The sequence below is a fragment of the Nocardia sp. NPDC002869 genome (assembly GCF_046764065.1).
GTDB lineage: Bacteria > Actinomycetota > Actinomycetes > Mycobacteriales > Mycobacteriaceae > Nocardia > Nocardia rhamnosiphila.
In genome coordinates, this window is record NZ_JBKOOL010000156.1 from 1 (window position 1) to 14,000 (window position 14,000).

Genomic DNA, 14,000 nt, shown 5'->3' on the forward strand with positions numbered 1-14,000 from the left:
CTCAACCCCGCGGCGCCGCAGGCGCCGCAAATAAACACAGGAGCGTCCGATGATTTTGGTGGCTCAGATCAGCGATCCACATTTCGACCTCGGCACCCGTAACGTCGAACGCGCGCAGCGGGTCATGGCCTATCTCGCGGATCTGCGGCGGCGACCCGATGTGATCGTGGTGACCGGCGATATCACCGATTCCGGCAAACCCGAGGAGTATGCCGAGGCCCGGGCAGCGCTGCAGGCCGATCTACCGGTGCTGGCGATTCCGGGTAACCACGACGAACGGCCGGCGTTCCGGGAGGTGCTGCTCGGCGCTCCCCCGCTCGACGACACGGTCAACCAGGTGCACCGGGTCGGCAGTGTCACGCTGATCCTGCTCGATTCCAGTGTTCCCGGGCAGTCCGGTGGGCGGCTGACCGACGAGACCTACGACTGGTTGCACGAGACCCTCGCCGACACTCCCGCCGACGATGCCGTGCTGCTGGCGCTGCACCATCCCCCGGTTTTCCTGCACAGCCCGATCGTGGACCCCATCGCGCTGGCCGGGCCGGAGCGGCTGGCCGCGGTCATCACCGGCGACGAGCGGATCATCGGCACGCTGACCGGGCACGCGCACACCGCGGCGGTCGCCACCTTCGCGGGGCGGCCGCTGCTCATGGGCCCGAGTACCGCCTCGGTACTGGGCGGCGAATGGGAACTCGCCCCGCCCCAGCGGGTGATGGACTACGCGCCGGACCCGGCGGTCGCGCTGCACGTCATCGACGACGAGCATCGGCTGATCACCCATTTCCGCAGTGTCCCGATGGGCGGCTGGATCGGTACGCCGTTCTGATCCGGTTCAGTACCGGCCGGCGCGGGCCCGCCGGTAGGCGGCGGGGGTGCCGCCGGTCCAGCGCCGGAACGCGTAGATGAAGGTGGAGGCCTCCGCGTAGCCGAGCCGGATCGCCACATCGCTCACCGACAGCGGGGTGGTGGTCAGCATCTCCTCCGCGAGGGCCTGGCGTACTTCGTCCAGCAGGGCCCGGTAGCCGGTACCGGCCGCGTCGAGGTGCCGGCGCAGGGTGCGGGTGCTCATGTTCAGGTCGGCGGCCACGGTGTCGATACCGGGCGGCGCGGTGAGTCCGTCCATACCGCCGCGGGGCACCAGCCGCGCGCGCACCTCCGCGGCGATGCCGGTTCTCGCCCGCCGCCGGTGCACCAGATCCCGGCACTGTGCCAGGCAGATGGCCAGCGCGTGCTCGTTGGCCTGTGGTAGCGGCCGGTCCAGGATCGCCGGGTCGATGGCCACCAGGTTGTGCGGCTGCCCGAACCGCGGCCGGGCCACGGTCACCTCGGCGATCAGGTCGGCGTAAGCCGGTTCGGGGAACCGGAATTCGGCGCGCAGCAGAGCCAGGTGCCGGCCCAGCAGATCGCTCATCACCTGGTGCATGGCCGTCACATCGCGTTCCACCAGGAACTGGCGGACGTCGGCGGGCACCGATTCGTCGTGGATGCGGCCGATGAATTCCCCGTGCTCCCACTGGGTCACCGGCAAGCAGAAGGTGAAGCTCAGTTCGAGGTAGCGCAGGGCGAAATCGATCGCCTCGGCCAGGGTGGGGCTGCTGACACAGGCGAAACCGAAGATGCCGAAGGTGGTGATGCGGTAGCGCCGGCCCACCTCGATGCCCATACCGGGGCGGTCGAGTTCGCGGACCAGGTTGCGCACCACCGCGAGTTCGGTGTGCGCGTGGATCTGAGCGTCCGGGTCGTGCAGCCGGGCTTCGGTGAGATCGGTACCGCGCAGCAGTGCGGTGACGGGAATTCCGTGCTCCGCGCCGTATCCGGCCATGAGCGCGACACTGGCGACTCCCCTGGGGAAGTCCCAGTCCCGGATCGACGGGCGTTGCACCATGCCGACATTATGGCCGAATATCTCGATTGCTCACTAGGTGGTCACCAAGAAAGCTCCGCGCACCGGCGGGCGGTATCGGTGGTCTCCACCTGGAGGGTCGCGTGGTGGATGTGGAAGCGGTCGGCGAGCAGGCGCTGGGCCGCGCGCAGTATCTCGTCACCGGAATCGGATCCCGTGGTGGTGATATGGGCCGAGGCGACCTCCATACCGGAGGTCAAGGTCCAGACGTGCAGGTCGTGAACATCGCAGACCCCGGGGACCGCGGCCAGTTCGGCCGCCACCTTCTCGACGTCGAGCTCTTCGGGACTGTGCTGGAACAGAATGCGCAGCGAGCGCCGGGCCAGCAGATAGGTCCGGGGCAGCACCCACAGGCCGATGGCGACGCCGACGATCATATCGGCGTAGAGCCAGCCGGTGGTCAGCGTGATCGCGGCGGACAGCAGCACGCCGAACGAACCGACCATATCGGCCAGTACCTCGAGATAGGCGCCGCGCACATTGAGGCTCTCCTCGGCTCCGCGCCGCAGCAGCAGGAAGGCCGCGATATTGGCCAGCAGGCCGATGGCACCGACGGCCAGCACCGGCCCGCCGGGCACCTCCGGCGGTTCCCCGAACCGGCGCACCGCCTCGATCAGTACGTACCCGGCGACCGCGAACAGCAGGACGGCGTTGGCGAGCGCGGCGATCACCTCGGCCCGGTAGTAGCCGAAGGTGCGGGTGTAGCTGGGCCGGGTATTGCGGGCGAGCATGATGGCCGACAGCGCCATGGCGATACCCACGACATCGGTGAGCATATGGGCGGCGTCCGACAGCAGCGCCAGCGAACCGGTGACCAGCGCGACCACCAGCTCGACCAGCATGAATCCCAGGCCTAAGGCCAGCGCGAGCCCCAGGCGGCCGACATATTTCCCGGAGGCACTCTCCGGTGATACGTGATGCGTATGATCATGTCCCACCCGACAAACATATGCGTCGATGCGCATGTTTGCAATACCTTCGATTCGCGCCCACCCGCCGGGCTGGCAGACTCGAGTAGGTGAGCGACCAGTCCGCAGTCCCCCGCCCCGGCGCACCGGACCCGGGCGCCGGCGAACCCGGCGCGACCGTGCTCGGCACCACCGCGTCCGGCGGCACCGCGCCGAGCCGGACCGAGCGCGGCGGCGCGCTGCGCCCGATCGAGCTCGCCACCGGCGCGGTACTCGGCGGCGTCACCGTCGGACTGGTGACCGTCGGCGCCGTGATCCCGTTCGCGGCCGCCCTGCAACTGGTCGCGGCCGTGCCCATGGGCCTGCTCGCGCACCGCTACCGATTCCGCACGGTGCTCACCGCCTCGATCTCGGCCGCTCTGGTCACCTTCGTGGCGGCCGGCCTCACCGCCGCCATGGCGATGGTCGCCACCGCCACCATCGGCGGCATCGTCGGCACGGTCAAACGCCGCCACGGCGGTATCGTCGCGGTCACCGGGCTGTCGGTGCTCGCCGGCGTCGCCTGGGGCGCGTTCTCGGTCGGCTTCCTGCTGGCCTTCTCGGCCACCCGCGACCTGCTCTTCGACACCGTCCGCAACACCGCGACCGGCCTGGCCGAACTCACCTCCCGCCAGCAACACCTGGAACCCCTCGGCCGCGGCATCCTGCACGTCACCGATGTGGTCCTGCAGTGGTGGTGGCTCTATATCGGTGGCACCGTCCTGGCCGGGACCGTGGTCACCGCACTGGTCTCGTGGTTCGTGCTCGGCTCTGTCCTGGACCGCCTCGCCTGGCTCCCCGGCGCCGACCGCCTCGACGCCCCCGCCGACGACCGCCCGATCGCACCCCTGCCGGTGGCCCTGCGCGCGGCCGGATACCGGTACCCCGGCGCCGCCGCCGACGCGTTGACCGGTGTCGACCTGCGGGTCGAGGTCGGTGAGTTCGTCGCGGTGGTCGGCCACAACGGGTCCGGTAAATCGACCCTGACCCGGCTACTGGCGGGACTGCCGCCGAGCAGCGGCGCGGTCGAGCGCCCCGGGTCCGCCGGACTCGGCCATCTGGGCGGTACGGCGCTGGTCCTGCAGCGGCCGGAAAGCCAGACGCTGGGCGTGCTGGTCGCCGATGATGTGGTCTGGGGGCTACCCACCGCTCTCGCGGCCGAAGTGGATATCGACGCCCTGCTGCACGAGGTCGGGCTGGACGGAATGGGCGACCGGGAGACCGCCACCCTGTCCGGTGGCCAGCAGCAGCGACTGGCGGTGGCGGCGGCACTGGCCCGGCGCCCCGCCCTGCTCATCGCCGACGAAGCCACCTCCATGATCGACCCGGACGGCCGCCGCGAATTGGTGACGCTGCTGGCCGGGCTGCCGAAACGGCATGCCATGGCCGTCGTCCTGGTGACCCATCACGAAGCCGACGCCGACGCCGCCGACCGGGTGGTGCACCTGGCCGCCGGGCGGATGGTCGACCGGCTGCCCGCCTGGCCGAAACCGGCCCGGGCCCAGCGCCGCCGCCCGATGGGCGAGACGCTGCTCGAACTGCGCGGTGTCCGGCACACCTACAACCGGGGCACACCGTGGGAGGCGCCCGCGCTGCACGGTGTCGACCTGTCGGTCCGCCGCGGGGAAGCGCTGCTGGTGGTCGGCGGCAACGGGTCCGGGAAATCGACCCTGGCCTGGATCATGGCCGGACTCATCGCGCCCAGCACCGGACGCTGCGAGCTGGCGGGCAAACCGGTCAGTAAGCAGATCGGGCGGGTGGAACTGGCCTTCCAGCACTCCCGGCTGCAGTTGCAACGGCATACCGTCGGCGAGGAGGTCGCCGATTGGGGTGGCGAGGGCACCGGTTCGGGGACCGTGGGCAAAGCCCTGGACGCCGTCGGCCTGGACCGCTCCCTGACCACCCGGTCCATCGAAGAACTCAGCGGCGGTCAGGCCAAACGGGTGGTACTGGCCGCCATCGTCGCCGCCCACCCGCAGGTAGTGGTGCTGGACGAACCGCTGGCCGGGCTGGATCCCGAGGGCCGCGCCGATATCGTCGAACTACTGGCCCGGCTCCGCGATTCCGGGCTCACGCTGATCGTCATCTCCCATGATGTCGAGGATGTGTCGGCCATCTGCGATCGCACCGTCCACCTGCGCGCGGGCCGTATCCCGGAAACCGAGACGGCGGCCGCCGCCGTGCCCGGCACGGAAGCCGACACCACGCCCATTCCGGCGGTCCACCCACCCGATCCGGCACACCGGCCCGCCCCGGGCGCGGCCTGGCGGCTGCGCGGCGGCGACGCCCACGGCATCGACCACGGAGGCACCCGATGAGTACCGTCCTGCTGCGCCGGGTCCCGGTGGCCAGCCCGGTTCACAACCTGTGGGCCGGAACCAAGATGATCGCCGCGTTCCTGATCAGCCTGCTGCTGATGATCCTGCCGAGCTGGCCGATCCTCGGCATCATGATCGTGTTCCTGATCGCGATCGGCCTCGTGGCCCGGCTGCCGCTGGGGGTCCTGCCCCGTCTGCCGTTAGTGTTCTGGCTGCTGATCGCCTTGGGCGCGCTGATCAATGTGCCCGTCGGCGGCGCCGCCGTACTGCGCTACGCGCAGGTGGTGGTGTTCGGGTTGATCCTGGTGGCCGCGTCCATGCTCATCGCCTGGACCACCCCCATGAGCGAAATCGCACCCGCCCTGGCCACTCTCGGCCGGCCGTTGCGCCGCCTGCGGGTCCCGGTGGACGAACTGGCCGTGGTGGTGGCGCTGACCCTGCGCGGCCTCCCGCTGCTGCTCGAGGAGATCCGTATCCTGCGCGCCGCCCGCCGCCTGCGCCCCAAACCCGATCTACTGCACCGCACCACCGACCCGGTGATCGATATCCTCACCGCCGCCATGGCGGTATCCACCCGGCGGGCCGGCGAACTGGGCGAAGCGATCACCGCCCGCGGGGGGACAGGACAGCTGACCGCCCGCCCGGCATCCCCCGGCCGCAACGACGCCCTCGCCCTGGCAGTGGTGGTAGCGGTCTGCGCCGGAGCCCTGCTCGTGGAGATCCTGCTGTAAGGGGCTCTATTTCTTCTGGTCGCGCACGGCCTTACGGGCCGCCTCCTGCGCCTTGTCCACCTGCCCCGCGTATTTGCCGCCGGTCTTCTTGTCGACCGCGTCGCCGACCTTCTCGATCAGCGGCTCGACCTTGTCGGCATTCTTGCGCGCCAAACCCAATGCCTTGTTCGCCAGGCCCTTGAAATCCATCGTCGTACTCCTTGCTCGAAATTCGCTCGAACATCACAGTACCCAGCGGATTCGGCACACGGGCGACATCACCGGTGGCGACGGCGGTCACAGTTCGCCCAGCCACGCCGGATGCCAGAGCCGGCCGGTCTCGGTCCAATCCATGTAGCGCACAGTGCCTTCCACCTTCGGCGTGACCCAGATGGCGTCGCGGCGTTCGTCGGCCGACATCTCGTTGACGAACGGGCTGGTCTTGCGTTCCAGCCGGTGCAGCCGTGCGGCCAGCTCGCGCATACCCGCGTCCCCGAATCCGGTGCCCACCCGTCCCGCGTACACCAGCCCCTCCTCGGCGGGAATGCCCACCAGCAGTGACGCGAAAGGCCGGGCCCGGCTGCGCCGCATTCCGCCGATCACCACCTGCCGGGTGCGCCAATTGCGCTGCTTCACCCAGGTCCGGCCGCGGGTCCCGGGCAGGTACACCGAATCGACCTTCTTGGCGACGACCCCTTCCACCCCGTCCTGTTCGCTCTGCCGCACGGCCTCCGCGCCGCTGCCCTCGTACGGCGGGGGCACCCACAGGGCGGGCGCGGTCGCGGCGAGGGCCTCGAGGACCCGGCGGCGGTCGCGGTAGCGTTTGCGCAGCAGCGAGGTGCCGTCCAGGTAGAGCAGATCGAAGGCCACGAATTCCGCACGCCGCGGGTGCGCTTTCAGCAGGGCGACGTTCACCGCGCCGTCCGGGTCGCGGACGATGATCTCCCCGTCCAGCACCACCTGATGCCCGTCCAGATCGGCGGCCAGCTCCGCGAGCTGCGGATACCGCGCGGTCACATCGTTACCGGTACGGCTGCGCAACCGCAGCTCACCCGCCTCGACCTCCACGATGAGCCGGAAGCCGTCCCATTTGCGCTCGAACACCCACTCCGATTCCGGTAGCGCCGCCACGTCACCGCTGGTGGCCAGCATGGGGGTCAGACCGCGCGGGAGATCGCCCGCGGGCGCCGGCTGATCCTTCATCAGATGCATGAGCCACTGATCGCCCTCGGTGCGGATCAACGCGTACCGGCCGTTCAACCGGGTTCCGCGCAGCTCCACGATCACCTCGTCGTCCCGCCACTTCTCGGCCCGGTAGGTGCCGGTGTCCCATACCGACATCTCTCCTGCGCCGTATTCGCCGGACGGGATCGTGCCGTGGAAATCCAGGTACTCCAGCGGATGGTCCTCGGTGTGCACAGCGAGACGGTTCTGGCGCGGGCTGTCCGGTGGGCCCTTGGGCACCGCCCAAGAGACCAGGACGCCTTCTCGTTCGAGCCGCACGTCCCAGTGCAGGCGGCGCGCGTGGTGTTCGTGGACGACGAACCGATCTCCCGTGCCGCTCCGGGGCGATTCGGCGGGTACCGGTTCGGGAGTCCGGGCCGGGTCCCGCATGGACCGGTACTTCGTGAGCGCATCGTCGAGCGGCGGGTCCAGACCGGCGAGCAGGTCACCGTCGGACCGATACCGGTGCAGCACCTCGTCGAAACGCAACTGCCGGAGCGCCGTCCCGTCCTCGATCTCCTCCCAGCTGCGCGGCGCCGCGGCATTCGGTTCCTCCCGGCCACGCAGCGAATACGGCGCGATCGTGGTCTTCGCCGGATTGTTCTGACTCCAGTCCAGGAACACCTTGCCCGCGCGGACGTTCTTCGCCATGGTGGCCGTCACCAGATCGGGCAGCAGTTTCTCCAGGTTCTCCGCCACCTGTTTGGCCACCGTCGACGCGCCACCCGGGCCGAGCGTGCGATCCAGTGGAACGTAGAGGTGGATTCCTTTGCTGCCGCTGGTCAGCGGGTAGGCGCGCATCCCGATCTCGCCGACCATATCCCGGATGCCCAGCGCCGCCCGCGCGCATTCGGGCAGCCCCACGCCCGGTCCGGGATCGAGATCGAACACCAGCCGGGTCGCCGGGCCGCGCTCGTCACCGTCGAAGCGCCACTGCGGCACATGGATCTCCAGCGCGGCCTGCTGCCCCAGCCAGACCAGTCCGGCCTGCGAGGAGATCACCGGATAGGTCACGGCGCGGCCGGAATGCCGCTGGGTACGGCGCGGCACCCAGGACGGGGTGCCGGCGGCCAGGTTCTTCTCGAAGAAGGAGGACGCGCCGACACCGTCGGGCCAGCGTTTGCGGGTGACCGGCCGGCCCGCCATATGCGGCAGCATGGCCGGGGCGATCTCGGCGTAGTACTCCAGCACCTCGCCCTTGGTGGTGCCTGTCGCCGGATACAGCACTTTGTCCGGGTTGCTCAGCCGGACCTCGATATCCGGCTGTCCCGGCTCACCTCCGAAAGCCCGGCGCACCCCGGATCACATCCGCGGGCGGACATCCCCGTTCGGCGCCGTGCGGTACCTCACGGACGCGATTCCGGGCCCGGTCCGCCGGGCGGCCGGCCCGGGCCACCGTCCGGGTGTTCCGTCGGAACCACCTTGCGGGCGGCTTCCTTACCCTTCTGGATCTTGTCGGAGTACTTCCCCTTGGTCTTCTGGTCGAGGAAATCCCCGGCCTTGTCGACCGCCTGATTGATCTTGTCCGAGTTCTTGGCAGCAGTCTCCTGCCCCTTGCCGACCAGATTCTTCAGGTTTTCCATCAAGCTCATAGCCGATTCCTTCCCTGTCACTGTGCGGAAGTGTTCACTCCATATCTTCCCACCACCGGCGCTCCGGCGGGAGGTCACGCGGATCGAGCCGCTGCCCGGGCACCGGGACCGCGATCTCGGTATCCGCCGCCGCGGCCGCGTCCACCAGCCGGCGGACCGGTTCGGCCCAGGGATGAGGCGCGAGGTTGAACGTCGCCCAATGGATCGGCACCAGGACGCCGTGCTCCGGTTCACCGAGGCACAGATCGGCGTGCGCGCGCACCGCCTCCTCCGGATTCATGTGGATATCGGCCCAGTGCGGGTCGTAGGCGCCGATCGGCAGCAGGGTCAGATCGAACGGACCCCACTGCGCGCCCGTGGCCGCGAACGCCTTGGTGAATCCGGTGTCCCCGCCGAAATAGGCGCGATGTTTCGGCCCCACCAGCGCCCAGCCCGCCCAGAGCGTGGTGTTGCGGACCAGTCCACGGCCGGAGAAATGCCGGGCCTCGGTACAGATGATGGCGAGTTCGGGGCGGTCACCGTCGGCTGCGGACAACGAATACGAGCAGTTCCAGTCCAATTCGACGATCCGCGCCTCCGGCACGCCCCAGTGCCGCAGATGCGCGCCGACACCGATCGGCACCACGAAAACCGACTGCTGGGTGCGGACCAGCGTGGCGATGGTGTCGGCGTCCAGGTGGTCGTAGTGGTCGTGTGAGATGACCACCGCGTCCACCCGCGGCAACTCCTCCAGCGCGACCGGGACGGGATGGATGCGGGACGGACCGACCAGCCGGGAGGGCGAGACGCGCTCGCTCCACACCGGGTCGGTGAGCACCCGGTACCCATCGATCTCGATCAGCGCGCTGGCATGCCCGTACCAGGTGACCGCGAGATCGGCGGCCACGCCAGGATGCTCGGGCCGGGCCAGCGGCACCGCGTCCTTCGGCCGGCCGGCACGCATACCGGTCACCATGGACAACAGGCCGGTCGGGTTCTCGCGCACGACGATAGGGGCCGCGGGTTCGGTGTTGTGGAACTGGCGGTCGCGATAACTTCGCGCCCCCGTGGCGGTGGGCGCGATGGCGGAGACGGACGCGCCGAGCGCGGCCGGCAATCCGTCCAGGGCTCGGGCCACCCAGCCGAAGACGGTCATTCCGGCGAGACCGGCCGCCGCGGCGGCGACAGTGCGGGCCTTCATCATTTGCCCACGAACTTGGCGGGACGCTTCTCCTGCCGGGCCTGCCTGCCCTCTTCCGCGTCCGCGCTGGACCATGCTGCCTCCAGAGCGGCCTGCTGTTCGCGGTTGGCCGGATCCCGGGTGCCGTCGTCGTTGAGTTCGAGTTTCAGGTGCCGCAGCGACAACGGCGCCAGTTCGGCGATGGATTTCGCCCAGCCCTGGGCGTCGGCCACCGTGCCGAGCCGATTCGCGAAACCGAAGGTGTAGGCGTCGGAGGCCGAGATCGGCTCGGCGGCGAGGAGCACGGTCCGGGCCGGGCCGCCGCCGATCAGCGAGACCAGCCGGCGCGTGGTCCAGCGATCCACCGAGATGCCCAGTTTCGCCGCCGGGATGGCGAGGTAGGAGTCCTGGGCCATCACCCGCAGATCCGCCGCCATCGCCAATTGCACGCCCGCGCCCAGTGCCGGACCGTTCAACGCCGCGATCACCGGGACCGGCATGGACTCGACCTCGTGCAGCATGTCCAGCAGGGCGTCGAGAAACTCGGTGGAGTACACGCCGTCCAGATCCGCGCCCGCGCTGAACACCGATCCGCTACCGGTGATCACGACCGCCCGGGAATCGAGGCGGGCATTGGACAGCGCCTCCCGCAGCCGGATGACCAGGTCCAGGTTCAGCGCGTTACGCCGTTCCTCGCGTTGTAGTTCGATGGTGACGACGTCGCCGTCACGGCTGACCCCGAGCATGTGTGTCCTTCCCCGCTGAACGTATACCGATACAACCGCCGATAACGAGGCGCTACTGCCCACTCTGCCACAGGAGCGTCACCCGCCCGGGGAAGGCGACACGGGTCATGGCCGCCCGGCCGGCGGCCGCGCGGCTACCGGCACCCGGTTCAGTTCTCCAGGCCGAAAGCGAAGGTTTCCGGGTCGGCGCCGGTGCGGGACCCGGAGTTCAGCGCGGAGATCGCCTGTACCTGATCGGCCGACAACTCGAACCCGAGAATGTCGAAGTTCTCCAGGATCCGGGCCGGGGTCACCGATTTCGGGATCACCACGTTGCCGAGTTGCAGATGCCAGCGGATGATCACCTGCGCCGGTGTGCGGTCCACCTCACCGGCGATCCGGGTGATCACCGGATCGTCGAGTACGGTGCCCTGGCCGAGCGGGCTCCACGCCTCCGTGGCGATGCCGTGCTCGGCGTGGTAATCGCGCAGTTCGGGCTGGGTCAGCCGGGGGTGCAACTCGATCTGGTTCACCGAGGGGGTCTCCCCGGTTTCGGCGATGAGCCGCTCCAGGTCGGGGATCCGGAAATTGGAGACCCCGATGGAACGGACCCGGCCGTCGGCCTTCAAGCGCTGGAACGCGCGGAAGGTGTCCACGAAACGATTCGCGGCGGGCACCGGCCAGTGGATGAGATACAGGTCCAGGTAGTCGAGCCCGAGCCGCTGCATACTCGCGTCGAACGCGCGCAGGGTGGAGTCGTAACCCTGGTCGGCGTTCCACAGTTTCGTGGTGACGAAGACCTCGTCGCGGGGTAGGCCGAAATGCCTGATGGCACGCCCGGTGCCCTCTTCGTTCTCGTAGATCGCCGCAGTGTCGATACTGCGGTAACCCGCGTTCAGCGCGGCGGTGACGGTGTCGAACACCTGGTCCGCCGGAACCTGGAACACCCCGAAACCGAGCTGTGGGATAAGACTCCCGTCGTTCAACACGCTCGGAGGAACTACACCGGTCTCACGTCTAGTGGTCACCGCCTCGACGGTAGAAGCGCTTCGGCGGCAGGTCAACGAACGGGCGGTCCGTGTCCATCGACCGCTCGGTTACGGATCTACTTGACATATCGTTGTGTTTTTACAACACTTCATTGCGTGAGCCCAGTAAGGCGCGGGGAAACGCTACCGATATTCAATCGGATCGCAGTACTGCGGGCCGAACACCGGATGTCGCGGGCGACCCTGGCCGAAGCAGTGAACGTCAACCCCCAGACGATCGGCGCGCTCGAACGCGGCAACCACTACCCGAGCCTGGATCTCGCCCTGCGGATATGCGAGGTCTTCCGGCTGCCGGTGGAGGCGGTGTTCTCCCGAACCGAGTTCACCCCCCTATCGGCCGAGGTGTACGCCCGCGAGAAAGGACAGCAGCCATGACCGCCGCCACCGAACCGACCACCCTGCTCGACCGATACCAGGCCTACCGCGTACGGCGCCGGCTCGTCCGGGAGAAGCAGATCGCCGGCATGCTGCCGGGCTGGCGCACCACCCGGCGCCGCCGAGCCCTGGTGGTGCTGGTGATCACCGCGCTCGCCGTCCTCTTCGTCACCGGCGTGCTCTGCGCGTTCGGGTTGGCGTGGGCCGCGCTGTTCGCCGGCCTCAGCGCACTGGTCTTCCTGCCCGCCTGGACGATGCTGCGGATCGTTTCGCAGGCCCAGGACAACGCCCCGGCGGAAACACTGGACGAAATGGAGTTCGCCCAGCGTGAGAAGGCCCGGTCGTTCGGCCTGTCCGTCACCCAGGGCCTGACGGTGTTCCCGATGATGTATCTGGTCTGGAGCGGGGCGCTGTTCCCCGAAGCGGACGCGTTCCGCACCGCCTACGCCGGCGGCGTGATGGTCCTGGCCACCTTGCTCGCCGGCGGCTGCGCCCCCGCCATGATCCTGGCCTGGAACCGAGCCGAGCCCGAACCGGAGAACTGATCGCCGGCGGCCGCCCGGAGAACTCCCTCAGGAGCGGGCCCACCGCTCAGGTGCTCGGCCGACCGCTCCCGCCGCTTCGGCCCGGGACCCCCAGCCGGCGATAACGGCGCTGCCGGGCCGCCTGCCGTTCGGCGGGTGATTGCGCGCTCAACCGGTCGAGTTCCGCGGCGATCGCCGCGACGGCGCGGCGCGCGAATTCGACCGGCTCGTCCGCGGCGTCGGGATACTCCGGCACGATACGGTCCACGATCCCGTCCGCCAGCAGTTCCGCCGATCGGATACGTTGCGCCGCAGCCAGTTCCGGCGCGTGCTCGGTATCGCGATGGACGATCGCACTGGCCCCCTCCGGCGGAAGCGGTGCGAGCCAGCCGTGGGTGGCCGCCAGCACCCGATCCGCCGGTAGCAGCGCGAGTGCGCCGCCACCGGTCCCCTGGCCGAGCAGTACCGAGACCGTCGCGGTGTCCAGCGTCACCAGATCGGCCAGGCACCGTGCGATCTCGGGCGCCAGACCCCGCTCTTCGGCCTCTTTGGACAGCGCGGCGCCGATCGTATCGATCACCAGCACCAGCGGAAGCCGCAGTTCGGCCGCCAGTTGCATACTGCGGCGAGCTTCCCGCAGCGCGGCCGGGCCCATGGTGTGCTCGGGGTCCTGATGGGCGCGGTCATGACCGAACACGACACACGGCCGGCCGTGGAATCGCGCGAGCGCCAGCACCACGGTGCGGTCCGCCTCCCCCTGGCCGGTGCCGCTGAGCGGAACCCGCTGGGTGGTTCGCCGGAGCAGTTCGCGTAGCCCCGGACGATCCGGCCGCCGGGAGGCGAGGACCGAATCCCAGACCCCGGTGACCGACTCGGGCTCCCGGAACTCATGTGCGACAGCGAGATCCGGATCGCCGGGCGCCCGCACCCGGCCGCTGAAAACGCTCAGTGCGCGATGGGCGATACGCCGGAACACCGGTACCTCGACAACCCCGTCGATCACGCCGTTTCGGTAGAGGTTCTCGGCTGTCTGCACACCGTCGGGAAACGGATGACCGTAGAGCGACTCGTACACCCGGGGCCCGAGGAAACCGATGAGCGCGCCCGGTTCGGCGAAGGTGATGTGTCCCAGCGACCCCCATGACGCGAACACCCCACCCATGGTGGGGTTGCGCAGGTACACGACGTAGGGATGGCCGGCCGATTTATGTGCCGCCACTGCCCCGGCGATCTTCACCATCTGCACGAAGGCGAGGGTGCCCTCCTGCATCCTGGTACCGCCGGAAGTCGGCGAAGCGACCAGCGGCAGCCCCAGTTCGGTGGCGCGTTCGACCGCAGTGACGATCCGCTCGGCCGCCGCGACTCCTACCGAACCGGCCAGGAACCCGAACTCGCACGCGATAACCGCGATGCGGCGACCGCGTAACAGTCCCTCGCCGGTGAGCACCGACTCGTCGGTTCCCGCCGCCGCGCT

14 protein-coding genes are annotated in these 14,000 nt (G+C 69.4%); 5 read left to right on the forward strand and 9 right to left on the reverse strand.

Annotated features, from left to right (window positions below; translation table 11 throughout):
- Positions 1–49: 49 nt before the first annotated feature.
- A complete protein-coding gene (locus ACLML9_RS23185; protein WP_411947505.1) occupies positions 50–826 on the forward strand; it encodes a metallophosphoesterase in 777 nt (258 codons plus the stop codon).
- Positions 827–832: 6 nt separating this feature from the next.
- Here the strand turns inward: ACLML9_RS23185 and ACLML9_RS23190 are convergent, their stop codons facing one another.
- Together ACLML9_RS23190 and ACLML9_RS23195 are read right to left on the reverse strand one after the other, a co-directional pair.
- Positions 833–1,885, reverse strand: a complete 1,053-nt coding sequence (locus ACLML9_RS23190) for an AraC family transcriptional regulator (RefSeq protein ID WP_411947506.1) — start codon at positions 1,883–1,885, stop codon at positions 833–835.
- 41 nt (positions 1,886–1,926) lie between these two features.
- Positions 1,927–2,841: a cation diffusion facilitator family transporter gene (locus tag ACLML9_RS23195; protein WP_411947507.1), complete on the reverse strand. Its 915-nt coding sequence runs from the start codon at positions 2,839–2,841 to the stop codon at positions 1,927–1,929.
- A gap of 149 nt (positions 2,842–2,990) precedes the next feature.
- Here ACLML9_RS23195 and ACLML9_RS23200 point away from each other — a divergent pair, with 149 nt between their 5' ends.
- Together ACLML9_RS23200 and ACLML9_RS23205 are read left to right on the forward strand one after the other, a co-directional pair.
- Positions 2,991–5,168, forward strand: coding sequence for an ABC transporter ATP-binding protein (locus ACLML9_RS23200; RefSeq protein ID WP_411947515.1), 2,178 nt, complete (start codon positions 2,991–2,993; stop codon positions 5,166–5,168).
- Positions 5,165–5,899 (forward strand): CbiQ family ECF transporter T component, encoded by a 735-nt coding sequence (locus ACLML9_RS23205; RefSeq protein ID WP_411947508.1) that lies wholly within the window; start codon positions 5,165–5,167, stop codon positions 5,897–5,899. Before ACLML9_RS23200 ends, ACLML9_RS23205 begins: the two co-directional genes overlap by 4 nt.
- A gap of 6 nt (positions 5,900–5,905) precedes the next feature.
- Here the strand turns inward: ACLML9_RS23205 and ACLML9_RS23210 are convergent, their stop codons facing one another.
- From ACLML9_RS23210 to ACLML9_RS23235, 6 genes are all read right to left on the reverse strand, one after another.
- The gene (locus ACLML9_RS23210) at positions 5,906–6,088 is read right to left on the reverse strand and encodes an antitoxin (protein WP_030522773.1); all 183 of its coding nucleotides are present in this window, start codon (positions 6,086–6,088) and stop codon (positions 5,906–5,908) included.
- A gap of 87 nt (positions 6,089–6,175) precedes the next feature.
- Positions 6,176–8,398 (reverse strand): ATP-dependent DNA ligase, encoded by a 2,223-nt coding sequence (locus ACLML9_RS23215; protein ID WP_411947509.1) that lies wholly within the window; start codon positions 8,396–8,398, stop codon positions 6,176–6,178.
- Positions 8,399–8,448: 50 nt separating this feature from the next.
- Complete coding sequence (locus ACLML9_RS23220) at positions 8,449–8,694, reverse strand: antitoxin (protein ID WP_411947510.1); 246 nt, start codon at positions 8,692–8,694, stop codon at positions 8,449–8,451.
- A gap of 34 nt (positions 8,695–8,728) precedes the next feature.
- The gene (locus tag ACLML9_RS23225; protein ID WP_411947516.1) at positions 8,729–9,874 is read right to left on the reverse strand and encodes an MBL fold metallo-hydrolase; all 1,146 of its coding nucleotides are present in this window, start codon (positions 9,872–9,874) and stop codon (positions 8,729–8,731) included.
- Complete coding sequence (locus tag ACLML9_RS23230; RefSeq protein ID WP_411947511.1) at positions 9,874–10,599, reverse strand: enoyl-CoA hydratase; 726 nt, start codon at positions 10,597–10,599, stop codon at positions 9,874–9,876. The genes ACLML9_RS23225 and ACLML9_RS23230 overlap by 1 nt, the downstream gene beginning before the upstream one ends.
- A gap of 149 nt (positions 10,600–10,748) precedes the next feature.
- Positions 10,749–11,606 (reverse strand): aldo/keto reductase, encoded by an 858-nt coding sequence (locus ACLML9_RS23235; protein WP_411947512.1) that lies wholly within the window; start codon positions 11,604–11,606, stop codon positions 10,749–10,751.
- A 117-nt stretch (positions 11,607–11,723) separates the two neighbouring features.
- Between ACLML9_RS23235 and ACLML9_RS23240 the strand changes: the two genes are divergently transcribed.
- Both ACLML9_RS23240 and ACLML9_RS23245 read left to right on the forward strand, forming a co-directional pair.
- Positions 11,724–12,002, forward strand: a complete 279-nt coding sequence (locus tag ACLML9_RS23240) for a helix-turn-helix transcriptional regulator (protein WP_030522779.1) — start codon at positions 11,724–11,726, stop codon at positions 12,000–12,002.
- Complete coding sequence (locus ACLML9_RS23245; RefSeq protein ID WP_411947513.1) at positions 11,999–12,547, forward strand: hypothetical protein; 549 nt, start codon at positions 11,999–12,001, stop codon at positions 12,545–12,547. The genes ACLML9_RS23240 and ACLML9_RS23245 overlap by 4 nt, the downstream gene beginning before the upstream one ends.
- Before the next feature lie 46 nt (positions 12,548–12,593).
- On the opposite strand, the gene ACLML9_RS23250 is transcribed toward ACLML9_RS23245, so the two are convergent.
- The coding region (locus ACLML9_RS23250) for a carboxyl transferase domain-containing protein (RefSeq protein ID WP_411947514.1) at positions 12,594–14,000 on the reverse strand (1,407 nt) is incomplete at its 5' end.

Coding starts and splice junctions, on each gene's coding strand:
- ACLML9_RS23185 (WP_411947505.1), top strand. CDS start 50: ATGATTTTGGTGGCTCAGATCAGCGATCCACATTTCGACCTCGGCACC.
- ACLML9_RS23190 (WP_411947506.1), bottom strand. CDS start 1,885: ATGGTGCAACGCCCGTCGATCCGGGACTGGGACTTCCCCAGGGGAGTC.
- ACLML9_RS23205 (WP_411947508.1), top strand. CDS start 5,165: ATGAGTACCGTCCTGCTGCGCCGGGTCCCGGTGGCCAGCCCGGTTCAC.
- ACLML9_RS23210 (WP_030522773.1), bottom strand. CDS start 6,088: ATGGATTTCAAGGGCCTGGCGAACAAGGCATTGGGTTTGGCGCGCAAG.
- ACLML9_RS23220 (WP_411947510.1), bottom strand. CDS start 8,694: ATGAGCTTGATGGAAAACCTGAAGAATCTGGTCGGCAAGGGGCAGGAG.
- ACLML9_RS23225 (WP_411947516.1), bottom strand. CDS start 9,874: ATGAAGGCCCGCACTGTCGCCGCCGCGGCGGCCGGTCTCGCCGGAATG.
- ACLML9_RS23230 (WP_411947511.1), bottom strand. CDS start 10,599: ATGCTCGGGGTCAGCCGTGACGGCGACGTCGTCACCATCGAACTACAA.
- ACLML9_RS23245 (WP_411947513.1), top strand. CDS start 11,999: ATGACCGCCGCCACCGAACCGACCACCCTGCTCGACCGATACCAGGCC.